General features: G+C 27.3%; 12 protein-coding genes and 1 riboswitch. Of the genes, 4 read left to right on the forward strand and 8 right to left on the reverse strand.

Translation table 11 applies throughout. From position 1 onward, the window contains the following. Positions 1-131: 131 nt before the first annotated feature. From Q0V09_RS03725 to Q0V09_RS03750, 6 genes are read right to left on the reverse strand one after another with little or no spacing between them, the layout of a single operon-like run. Positions 132-1259 (reverse strand): pyridoxal phosphate-dependent aminotransferase, encoded by a 1128-nt coding sequence (locus tag Q0V09_RS03725; RefSeq protein WP_297487225.1) that lies wholly within the window; start codon positions 1257-1259, stop codon positions 132-134. A 23-nt stretch (positions 1260-1282) separates the two neighbouring features. Then, complete coding sequence (dapD, locus tag Q0V09_RS03730) at positions 1283-1984, reverse strand: 2,3,4,5-tetrahydropyridine-2,6-dicarboxylate N-acetyltransferase (protein ID WP_297405941.1); 702 nt, start codon at positions 1982-1984, stop codon at positions 1283-1285. Further along, positions 1984-2694 (reverse strand): 4-hydroxy-tetrahydrodipicolinate reductase, encoded by a 711-nt coding sequence (gene dapB, locus Q0V09_RS03735; RefSeq protein ID WP_297405942.1) that lies wholly within the window; start codon positions 2692-2694, stop codon positions 1984-1986. Before dapB ends, dapD begins: the two co-directional genes overlap by 1 nt. Further along, positions 2691-3566 (reverse strand): 4-hydroxy-tetrahydrodipicolinate synthase, encoded by an 876-nt coding sequence (dapA, locus tag Q0V09_RS03740; protein ID WP_297405943.1) that lies wholly within the window; start codon positions 3564-3566, stop codon positions 2691-2693. Before dapA ends, dapB begins: the two co-directional genes overlap by 4 nt. Further along, on the reverse strand, positions 3545-4534 hold the full coding sequence (locus Q0V09_RS03745; protein WP_297405944.1) for an aspartate-semialdehyde dehydrogenase: 990 nt from the start codon (positions 4532-4534) through the stop codon (positions 3545-3547). Before Q0V09_RS03745 ends, dapA begins: the two co-directional genes overlap by 22 nt. Positions 4535-4544: 10 nt before the next feature. After that, positions 4545-5267 (reverse strand): hypothetical protein, encoded by a 723-nt coding sequence (locus tag Q0V09_RS03750; protein WP_297405945.1) that lies wholly within the window; start codon positions 5265-5267, stop codon positions 4545-4547. 212 nt (positions 5268-5479) lie between these two features. Here Q0V09_RS03750 and Q0V09_RS03755 point away from each other — a divergent pair, with 212 nt between their 5' ends. The 4 genes from Q0V09_RS03755 (at position 5480) to Q0V09_RS03770 (ending at position 8147) form a co-directional block, all read left to right on the forward strand. Continuing rightward, positions 5480-6613: an amidohydrolase gene (locus Q0V09_RS03755; protein ID WP_297405946.1), complete on the forward strand. Its 1134-nt coding sequence runs from the start codon at positions 5480-5482 to the stop codon at positions 6611-6613. Continuing rightward, positions 6603-7406 carry a Cof-type HAD-IIB family hydrolase gene (locus Q0V09_RS03760; RefSeq protein ID WP_297405947.1) on the forward strand — a complete coding sequence of 268 codons (804 nt, stop codon included), beginning with the start codon at positions 6603-6605 and terminating at the stop codon, positions 7404-7406. The genes Q0V09_RS03755 and Q0V09_RS03760 overlap by 11 nt, the downstream gene beginning before the upstream one ends. 110 nt (positions 7407-7516) lie before the next feature. After that, positions 7517-7858: a DUF2023 family protein gene (locus tag Q0V09_RS03765; protein ID WP_297405948.1), complete on the forward strand. Its 342-nt coding sequence runs from the start codon at positions 7517-7519 to the stop codon at positions 7856-7858. 10 nt (positions 7859-7868) lie between these two features. Next, positions 7869-8147 (forward strand): DUF2325 domain-containing protein, encoded by a 279-nt coding sequence (locus Q0V09_RS03770; RefSeq protein WP_297405949.1) that lies wholly within the window; start codon positions 7869-7871, stop codon positions 8145-8147. A 35-nt stretch (positions 8148-8182) separates the two neighbouring features. On the opposite strand, the gene Q0V09_RS03775 is transcribed toward Q0V09_RS03770, so the two are convergent. Further along, the gene (locus tag Q0V09_RS03775) at positions 8183-9622 is read right to left on the reverse strand and encodes a flippase (protein ID WP_297487227.1); all 1440 of its coding nucleotides are present in this window, start codon (positions 9620-9622) and stop codon (positions 8183-8185) included. Positions 9623-9705: 83 nt separating this feature from the next. Beyond that, complete coding sequence (locus Q0V09_RS03780; protein ID WP_367172287.1) at positions 9706-11025, reverse strand: Na+/H+ antiporter NhaC family protein; 1320 nt, start codon at positions 11023-11025, stop codon at positions 9706-9708. Positions 11026-11091: 66 nt separating this feature from the next. Then, positions 11092-11188: riboswitch (SAM riboswitch) on the reverse strand. Positions 11189-11261: the final 73 nt, after the last annotated feature.

Here is an 11261-nt window from a genome sequence, read left to right on the forward strand (position 1 = left end):
TTTTCATAACTTCTGACTATTTTCTCTATTCGGTTGTTAATGTCCTTCTGTTGTTTTGTTTCGTCTTGCGGTGTTTGCCGCTGACAAAAATAATAGTACCACAATTTTTAAACTTGGTCAATAACTTTTTTTTATTTTTTTAAAAAACTTTCCATCTTTTTAGAAAATTCTCTAAGTTTCTCTATACTTTTAACTAAAGATACTCTCACATACCCTTGTTTTCCAAAGGCTTCTCCTGGAACTAATGCTACTTTTTCTTTTTTTAAAAATTCCATTACAAATTCTAAAGAAGTTTTATTTTCTAAAGGATTTTTAAAAAATAAATATATTCCTCCTTGGCTTTTTATTGTAAATATATTAATTTTTTTTAATTTTTTTTCTAAATAATCAAATCTTTTTTTATATTCCTCTGCAAATACTCTTGTATCACTATATTGCTTCAAAGCTTCTATTGCTCCTATTTGTGATATTGTATTTGGAGAAGTTACTGTATATTGGCTTACTTTTTTTATATTTTCTATTATAGATAAATCTCCTATTACATATCCGACTCTATATCCTGTCATTGAATGAGATTTTGAAAATCCTCCTATCAAAATTATATTCTTATGATTTTCAGCAAACATAGCTACAGATACACTCTTTTTAAAAGCTAATCCTTCGTATATCTCATCAGATATAACTACTATATTTTTTTCTATACAAAAATTTAAAATTTCTTGAAGTTCTTCACTATTTAAACATACTCCTGTTGGATTATTGGGATAGTTTAAAATTAAAGCTTTTGTTTTTTCACTTATATTTTTCTTTAAATTATTTATGGTTATTTTAAAACTATCTTTTTCAGTATCAAAAAAAACACATTTCCCCATAGCCATTTCAATTAATGGTGCATACCCAGGATATGCTGGAACTGCTATTAATATCTCATCTCCAGGACAGATTAATGTTTTTAAAGTTGACGATAGAGCTTCTGTTGATCCTGCACATATTAATACATTTTCTGTTAAATAATTGCTTTTATATTTATTATTGTAATATTTAGCCACTTCATTTTTTAGCTCTACAATACCACCAGTCATTGAATATTTAATGTTATTATTTTTCATATATTCTATACATGCATTAGTTATTCCAATAGGAGTGGGAAGATCTGGTTCTCCTATCGTTAAATTTAAAACATCTTCATATTTTTTTGATTCATTTGAAATTTCTCTTATTAAAGAACTTTTTAAATTTAATACATTTTTATTAATCATACTGTCTCTTCCCACTCCACTTTTTATTTTCTTAGATCATCAACTAATCTTGTTTTTTCTATTGTTTTTTCATCTTTCATCTTTATTATCTTTCCTGGGTTTCCAGCTACTACTGCTCCTGCTGGAACATCTGATAACACTATAGCTCCTGCTGCTATAACTGCACCTTTCCCTATTCTTACACCTTCTAATACTACTGCATTAGCTCCTATCAAAACATCATCCTCTATAATTACTGGAGTTGCTGATGGTGGCTCTATTACTCCAGCTAAAACAGTCCCAGCTCCTATATGACAATTTTTACCAACAGTTGCTCTTCCTCCTAAAACAGCATTCATATCAATCATAGTTCCTTCTCCTATAATTGATCCAATATTTATTATAGCACCCATCATTATAACTGCATTTTTACCAATAGTAACTTTATCTCTTATAACTGCTCCTGGTTCAATTCTAGCATCTATATTAGTTAAATCTAATGTTGGAATTCCTGAGTTTCTTCTATCGTTTTCAATTATATAATTTTTTATACTCTCTTTATTTTCTGTTAAAACTTTTTCAATATCCTTTAAATCTCCCATTAATATATGAGAGCCATTTCCATTAAATATAAATACCTCTTTTGAAGTTGTTTTTATATCTCCATTTACATAAACTTTAACTGGAGTTTTTTTATTTGAATTTTTTATATATGATATTAATTCATTTGCCGTATCTAATTTCACTATCTCTCTCCTTTATCTTTAAACATATCTTCCATAGTATAAAGATTTTTTTCTTTTTTTTCTAAATATTTAGCACACTCTATTGCTCCTGCAGCAAAAATCCTTTTAGATAAAGCCTTATGTGTAATTTCTATTACTTCATCATCACCTAAAAATAAAATTGAATGCTCTCCAACAACTGTTCCGCCTCTAACTGCATGAACACCAATTTCAGCTCTTTCTCTTTTGCAAATTCCTTCTCTTCCATATACAACATTATATTTTTCACTTAATGAATTTTCTATAGTATTTAAAAGTGTTTTTGCAGTTCCACTCGGAGCATCTATTTTCTTATTATGGTGTTTTTCTATAATCTCTATATCAAATGTTTCTTCTAATTTAGGTGTTATATCTTTTAACATTTCATTTAAAAGATTTATCCCTAAAGAAGTATTAGAAGATAATAAAACTGGTATCTCTTTACTAGTCTCTATTATATTTTTTAAAATATCTCCATTATATCCAGTTGTTGCAATAACAACTGGATACTTTCTATTTTTACACTCTTTTAACATTCTTTCTATTTTAGAAAAATGTGAAAAATCTATAACAACGCAATTCTCTTCTTCCAAAGGAACTTCTGATATTTCATTTACAAAAAAACAATTTTCTCCCAGCTCATTCTTTACTATAGTTCCCATTGTTCCTCTTCCATGAACTACTATTTTCAAATATTTTCACCTACACCTTTCAACTCTTTTTCTAAAATACTAACACTTAAATCTGATAAATCTCCTAAAGGTAATCTACAGTTCCCTACTATATTTCCTAATAAATTCATAGCTTTTTTCACTGGTACTGGATTAACTTCTACAAACAAAGCTTTTACAAGTCCATTATATTTTAGTTGTAATCTTCTTGCTTCAATTACATCTCCATTTAAATAACACTCTACTATATTATGTGTTACTGCTGGCTCTATATTAGCAAGTACTGAAATTGTTCCCACAGCTCCTAATGACATTAGTGGAACTGTTATGTCATCATTTCCTGAATATATTAATAATTCTGGAACTTCTCTCGCTACCTCTGCTGCATATGATATATCTCCACTTGCTTCTTTTAATCCTATTATATTCTTATGCTTTGCTAATCTTTTTAATAAACTAACTGACAAATTAACACCTGTTCTTCCAGGAACATTATATAAAATAATAGGAATATTTACAAAATCAGCTATTGATACATAGTGCTTATATATTCCATCTTCATTCCCTTTATTATAGTAAGGAGTTACTAACAATAGACCATCTGCACCTAATTGTTCATATTTTTTTGACAGTTCTATTGCGTGCTTTGTATCATTACTCCCTGCTCCTACTATTATTGGTAATCTTTTTTGATTTTTTTCTATTACTACTTTTACTATATTTTCTTTTTCTTCATCATCCAAAGTACTTGATTCTCCAGTAGTTCCTAAAATAATTAGTGCATCTGTTTTGTTTTCACAATGATAATCTACAAGTTCTTCAATTTTTTTATAATTTACAGTTAAATCTTCATTAAAAGGTGTTATAAGTGCTACTCCTGATCCTTTAAACATAAGTTTCCTTCCTCCATTAAAAATTCTAATATTTCAATTGCGTTAGATGCAGCTCCTTTTCTTATATTATCTGCTACAATCCATAAACTCACTCCATTTTCTGTACTAATGTCTCTTCTTATTCTCCCTACCATTATTTCATCTTTTCCTGAAATATCTTTGGGAGTTGGGATTTCATCTGTTAATATTATATTTTTTTCTTTTCTTAAAACTTCCTTAATCTCTTCTAAGTTAAAAGAATTTTCAAGTTCAATATTTACTGAAACTCCATGGCCATTCCATACAGGTACTCTAACACAAGTAGCAGTAACTTGTAAATCTTCATTTTCTAATATTTTCTTTGTTTCTTGAATCATTTTCCATTCCTCTTTAGAATATCCATTATCTAATAGATCATCTATTAAGGGTAAGCAATTATAAGAAATATCTTTTTTATAAAATTTACACTCTTCTCCATTTATTCCTTTTTTCATATCCTCTATACCTTTATTTCCAGAACCTGAAACTGCTTGATATGTTGAATAAACTACTCTTTTTATTTTAAAGTTTCTATCTAAAGCTTTTAAAGGTGCCATGCATTGAATAGTTGAACAATTTGGATTAGATATTATCCCTTTATTTTCTAAACTTCTTCTTCCATTCACTTCAGGAACTACTAATGGAACTTCTTTTTCCATTCTAAACGCTGAAGAATTATCTATAACTATACACCCTTTATTTGATGCTATTGGAGCAAATTTTCTACTAACATCTCCACCTGCTGAAAATAATGCCACATCTAAATCGTCAAATGATTCTTCTGTTAATTTTTCAACCTTATATTTTTTCCCATTAAAAAATATATCTTTTCCTTGGCTTTTTTCACTTGCTAAAAACTTAATTTTATCAAATTTAATTTTCTTTTCTTCTAAAACTTTTATAAATGTTTGTCCTACTAATCCTGTTGCTCCAACTATTCCTATATTCATAACGCATCTCCTATTCTGATATATATGTTCCCTCTTCACTACCTAAACTCTTCCCTATAAAAATAGGAACTTTGTACTTATGTCCAATTTGAACAGCTCTAAGCTCCATAACTTGAGCTCCCTCTCTTGATAATTTTTCCATTTGATTATATGATATCTCTTTATATTTTTGTGCATTTTTTGATTTTCTAGGATCTTCTGTATATACACCATCTACATCTGTATATATTTTACACTGACATTTTAATTTTCCTGCTAAAGCTACTGCTGTTGTATCTGAACCTCCTCTACCTAAAGTTGTAATATCACCTTCACTATTAACTCCTTGAAATCCAGCTACTATAACAACTTTATTTTGAGCTAAATCATTTTCAATTTTTTCAATATTAATCTCTTTAATTTGGCTATCTCCATAAGGACCTTCTGTTTCTATTTTTATTTGACTTCCTAAATATGACACAGCCGAACAACCAATACCATTTAATGCTATTGACATTAAAGCTATACTTTCTTGTTCTCCCACTGTCATTAACATATCTAACTCTCTTTTACTAGGTTCTCCACATAATGCCCTTGCTTTTTCTAATAAAATATCTGTTGTTTTTCCCATTGCTGAAACTACAACTACTATTTCATTTACTTTATCTTTTAATCCTTTTATATATTCTGCTATTTTTTTTATTTTTTCTAGGGATCCTACAGATGTCCCTCCATATTTTAAAACTAATCTCACATTAACACCTCTCTTTTGGTGTATTTTACCTTTTTTAACATTTTTTGAACATTTATCAAATGTAAAAAAAATATGTTCATGTATATATGTATATACACTTATATTATCTTAGATAATTTTCTATTTTTTATTCACAAAATATGAATTTAACTTTTTTTTATTTTTACTTTAGTATAAAATGTTTTATCACTTAATTTTTACGAGGAGGATTTATGAAGGAACTTTTTAATGAAATTGTTTGCTTTAGAAGAGATTTACATAAAATTCCAGAAGGTGGTTTCAAAGAGTTCAACACTCAAAAATATATTATTGATAATCTAATCAATATGGGATATTCTCCTAAAACTATCTGCCAAACTGGAGTATATGTTTATATAAAAGGAAGTAATCCTAATGTTTGTAAGGCTTTTAGAGCTGATATGGACGCTTTACCTATTAAAGAAGAAAATAATATCTCTTTCTCTTCTAATAATAATTTTATGCATGCTTGTGGACACGATGGACATATGGCAATTCTTTTAGGATTTGCAAAATACCTTAAAAAAGTTAAAACTTTTAATGAAAGTATATTGCTTATTTTTCAACCAGCTGAAGAGGGACCTGGAGGAGCTAAATTTATATGTGATACTGGTTTGCTGGAAACATATTCAGTTAAAGAAATATATGGCCTACATCTTTTCCCTGATTTACCTCAAGGGGTAATCTCCACTAAAGAGGGTATATTCTTTGCTCAAGCTACTGAATTTGATTGTGAAATAATAGGTAAAGGTGGACATGGAGGAATCCCTCAAAATACTATTGATCCTCTTATTCCTTTTACCAAAATAATAGATTCATACCAAAGTATTATTTCAAGAAATATATCTCCCTTTGATCCATGTGTTATTACTGTGGGACACTTCTATGGTGGTAAAGTTAGAAATATAATTCCTAATTCTATTAATTATCATGGTACAATAAGAGCATATTCCCAAGAGAACACTGAATTTTTAATTAAAAGAATGAAAGAGATTCATAGAGGTTTTGAAACTAGTTTTTCTATAAAAGTTAAGGAAGATTTTAGAATTTTATATCCACCTGTTATTAACGATTCTAATCTTTATAATAATTTTTTAAATATTTCTAAGAATTTTAACTTTCAACAAGGAAAAGTTTTAGCCATTGCTGAAGATTTTTCCTTTTATCAAGAAAAAATCCCTGGATTATTTTTTCTATTAGGAACTAAAAATGAAAAGGAAAACTTAACTTCTCCTTTACATAGTTCAACTTTTAATTTTAATGAAACTGTTCTTCTTGAAGGTGTAAAATTATTTGTTTATTTATTGGGGGAAAATTATGAAATATAAAATGATAGTTACAGATTTAGATGACACTTTATTAAATTCTAAGGGAGAAATATCTTCTTTAAATAAAGATGCAATCTTAAAAGCTCAAGAACTTGGTATTAAGTTTGTTCTAGCTTCTGGAAGACCTACATATGCTATGATAAACTTAGCTAAAGAATTACAACTTGAGAAATATGAAAGTTTTTTTCTTTCATATAACGGTTCAATTATAATTGATTGTAAAAATAATAAGCCTCTATTTAATGAATCTCTAACTAATAAAGAGATTGCTGAACTATATGAGTTTAGTAAAAAAGAAAAAGTTAGTATAATTACATATTTAGATTCAGAAATCCTTTCGGAAGAAAATAATAAATATATTGATGTTGAAGTTAATTTAACTCATATGCCTTTAAAAATAGTAAATAACTTTAAAGATTCTATTCCAACATCTTCACCTAAATGTATACTTTTAGAGGAACCTAATTTTTTAAAAAATATTGAAAATAAATTAAAAGAAAAACTTGGAGATAAGTACTCTATTGCTATTTCTAAACCTTTCTTTTTAGAAGTTACTAAACTTGGGGTTGATAAAGGAACCTCTTTAGAAAAACTTTGTACTTTTCTTAATATAAAAATGGAAGAAGTCATTGTTGTTGGTGATTCTTTTAATGATCTTCCCATGTTAAATGTAGCTGGCCTTCCTGCTTGTGTTAATAATGCTAAAGAAGAAATTAAAAAGATCTCAAAATATATTTCAACTTCTAATGATAATAATGGAATTGCTAATTTAATAAATGATTTAATTTTCTAAAAGACAAATATTATTTTGTCTTTTTTTATACAAATACTTTGATAATAAAAATAATTGACAATTGAACTAAAATTTGGTAGTATGTTTTATATCGATTATTGGAGGTTACTATGCAAGTTTTTATTCATCACATTTATGAATTAGAAAAAGGAATAAGAAATCTTATTTTACATACAGTTTCAAAAGAAATGATCCCCTTTGTTGAAGAGAGATTATCTAGTAAAAAAATAAGTTATAAATTATATAAATTACCTAATGGAAGATTCAATGTTTTCTTTGGTGAACATTCATGTATTCAAGTTATTGAAAAAATAAATAAATCTAACCTTTCAGACTATAGTGCTGAAGAGGATTTTATTCTTGGAATTATGCTTGGATATGATAGAAAAAAACAGTGTGATAGATTTATACAATTTAAAGAAAAAGAAGAAAAAAAAATAAAAGTTTCATAGGGAGGGATTTATGGTTGCTATCATTGGTGGATTAAAAAGAGGAGAAAGAGAATATATTGATCTTTTAAAAAATTACGAACTTAAAGGTAAAGTTTACAATACTCAATGCCCTAATTTTTGCAAAAAAATTAAAAATTGTGAAATGTGTATTGTTTTTACTAATTTAGTTAGTCATAATCTTGTTAATAATTGTACTAAAGTTTGCAAAAGCAATGATATTCCCATAATACACCTTACTAATAATAGTATTGGTAAACTTAAAGACAATTTGGATAAAATTTATAAATAAAAAAAGAACTGACTTTTCTCAAGTCAGTTCTTTTTTTACCTTCTTTTTAATAATTTCATTGCATTTTTTACACTTTTATTTCCTAATACAATTAAAATTAAAAAATAAAAACAACCAAAAATTATAGGAATACTTAAAAGTGTTACTATCTTTCCATAATCCTTTATTTTTAATCCTAATAAAAATACTATTCCAAACACAGCTATTCCTACACAAATAGTCATTACTCTATCCTTTGTTAATATTTTATAGTCTGGATATATCTTTTTCATTTTATTTATTTTTATTAAAGATATAATTATTTCTGTAATTAGTGTTGCTGCTGCTGCTCCATTTCTTAAATATGTAGGTATTAAAAAATAATTTAAACTTATATTTATAAGAACTCCTGCTAAAGATATTTTTAATATATATCTTTCAAAATTATTAGGTAAAAGAATTTGCCCACCTATAAAAGTTCCAAAAGCAACAAATCCTATACAAGGAGCCATTATCATCATAGTTATTATAGCTCCTTTAAAATCCTTTCCTGAAAAAAGTAACGTAAATTCTGGTGCTAAATATAACATCAGTATTGTTGCTGGGACTCCAACAATAAAACAATAATCTACAAATATATCTATATTTTTATAAAGTTCACTTTTAGTATTTTTTTTAATCGCTCCAATAATTCTTGGAGATAAAACTATTCCTAAAGTTAAGATTACTGGCAAAACCATTCGATACATTTTTACTGCTGCTGAATATAAACCAACCTCTGTATCATTTACCATTATCCCTAACATTGTTGTATCAATACTACCATAAATTCCAATTGTAAATAAATACATAAAAACTACTAACATATCATTTATATGTCTTTTAAAATTTAATTTTCTTATATCAAAAACAATATATTCTCTAACAGAAAATATATCTATTACTCTAGCTAATACCTCTGGAACTACTAGTAGAAGTGCATATAAATAATAATCTTTAGAATCTTTTATAAAATAAAATAAAAATCCAAGAGATAAGATTCTAATTGCAAAAGATCTTATTAATCTTCTCTTATGATTTTCCATAACAACAAAAATATAATTAATATGAAAACACTCAAATAAAACTTGAATTCCAAAAATATAAAAAAGTAATTTTTCCGAATTAAATTTCCCATAACAATTTACAATTAATAGTAGTAATAAAAGTGCTCCAATACTACTTAACATCGTCATAAATAAAAGCTCTGAAAAAATCTTCTTAAACTCATCCCAATCACCAATACTTTTAGCCTTAGATAACTCTCTTATTCCATAATTTGGTGCACCTAAAACTGATAAAATAATAAAATAAGCTACAACTCCTTGAACAAAATAAACCTTTCCTAAATATTCTGGCATTAAAATCCTAGATACATAAGGAAAAGTTATTATAGGAAATATTGTATTACTTATTATCAAAAGAACATTATACATATAATTTTTTGATACTGACATCTTACTCCCCTTTTTCTTTTATTTGCCATATATTATAACATAATAAAATAAAGGAAGAGAACAATCTCTTCCTTTACGTTTCTTTAAATTTTACTTTTCTTATAAAAAATAAATATTATTGTAAATACCATTAATAACATTTGATACCACAATAGAGGGATTATATCAAATGGGGATACGCTTCCCTTTGTAAAACTTAACATTATTAACATTTGAGCTCCATAAGGTATTGCTCCTTGAGCTATACAAGAGAAAATATCCAATATTGCTGCACTCTCTTTGGGATCTACATCATATTTTTCACAAATCTCTTTTGCTATTGGTCCATTTATGATAATTGCAACTGTATTATTTGCTACAGCTATATCAGTTAATGTTACAAGAAAACCAATTCCTAATTTTGCTGTTTTTTTCCCTTTTATCTTTTTTTGAATAATTGATAATATCCAGTCTATTCCTCCAGCTTTAGTAACTAAAGCTGCTAGTCCTCCTGTTAATAAAGATAATATAAAAATTTCTGTCATTCCTGTAAAACCATTATATATCTCTTTTCCATAAGACAATAATGTAAAATCTCCATGAGTAAAACCAATTATTCCTGATAAAACAATACCAGCTGTTAATACAGCAAAAACATTCATTCCCAAAAGAGCAAGAACAAGAACAAATATATACGGTAATACTTTTATTAAGCTATATGTATAAATTTGACTTTCTGCTACTACATCTGGTTTTCCAAAAATAACTAATAATATTAAAGTAAGAACTGCTGCTGGAGCAGCTATTTTAATATTAACTTTAAATTTATCTCTCATATCAACACCTTGAGTTTTTGTAGCTGCTATTGTTGTGTCTGAAATAACAGATAAGTTATCTCCAAACATAGCTCCACCCATTAAAGCAGCAAGTAGAAAAGCCATTGATACTCCACTCTTATCTGATAAACCTACAGCTATTGGTGTTAAAGATACAATCGCTCCCACTGATGTTCCTGTTGCTGTTGATATAAATCCTGCTATTATAAATAATCCTGGAGCTATATAATGTGCTGGAATATATGTTAATCCCAAATTTACTGTTGAATCTACTCCACCCATTGATTTTGAAACTACTGCAAATCCTCCAGCTAGCAAATAAATAATACACATAGTTATTATATCTTGGTGTCCACACCCTTCTAAAAAAGTTTCAAATTTTTCTTTTATAGTTCCTTTAAATAAAAAGAATGCACAAACAATTGCCGGAAAAATTGCTATTGGAGCTGGTAGCTGATAAAAAGCCATATCCATACCCTTTATCTCTAAAGCTATTCCACTTCCCAAATAAATTCCTACAAAAACTAAAAATGGTATCAATCCTTTAAAAGTTCCTTTGTTTTTTTCCATGTGTTCCCCCTTCTTTATTTTAGTAATTAAATAAAAAATCTCTTTATCTAAATGATAAAGAGATTAACTTTTACAGTTTATTTTCTCTTATCTTTCAGATATCTCTGTAGGATTTAGCACCGTGTTAAAACCGGTTGCTGAAGTTTCATAGGGCCTGTCCCTCCACTTCTCATGATAAGTTTTTTATATAATTGATACATAATACACTTTTAAAAATTTAAAGTCAATTTTTTTATAAAAAAAAGCTCCAACAA

The sequence above is a fragment of the uncultured Cetobacterium sp. genome (assembly GCF_947039425.1).
Taxonomy (GTDB): Bacteria; Fusobacteriota; Fusobacteriia; order Fusobacteriales; family Fusobacteriaceae; genus Cetobacterium_A.

Excerpts from the sequence above, each read along its gene's own strand:
- Q0V09_RS03765 (WP_297405948.1), top strand. The coding sequence starts at position 7,517 with ATGCAAGTTTTTATTCATCACATTTATGAATTAGAAAAAGGAATAAGA.
- Q0V09_RS03755 (WP_297405946.1), top strand. The coding sequence starts at position 5,480 with ATGAAGGAACTTTTTAATGAAATTGTTTGCTTTAGAAGAGATTTACAT.
- Q0V09_RS03760 (WP_297405947.1), top strand. The coding sequence starts at position 6,603 with ATGAAATATAAAATGATAGTTACAGATTTAGATGACACTTTATTAAAT.
- Q0V09_RS03775 (WP_297487227.1), bottom strand. The coding sequence starts at position 9,622 with ATGTCAGTATCAAAAAATTATATGTATAATGTTCTTTTGATAATAAGT.
- Q0V09_RS03725 (WP_297487225.1), bottom strand. The coding sequence starts at position 1,259 with ATGATTAATAAAAATGTATTAAATTTAAAAAGTTCTTTAATAAGAGAA.
- Q0V09_RS03770 (WP_297405949.1), top strand. The coding sequence starts at position 7,869 with ATGGTTGCTATCATTGGTGGATTAAAAAGAGGAGAAAGAGAATATATT.
- Q0V09_RS03745 (WP_297405944.1), bottom strand. The coding sequence starts at position 4,534 with ATGAATATAGGAATAGTTGGAGCAACAGGATTAGTAGGACAAACATTT.
- dapA (WP_297405943.1), bottom strand. The coding sequence starts at position 3,566 with ATGTTTAAAGGATCAGGAGTAGCACTTATAACACCTTTTAATGAAGAT.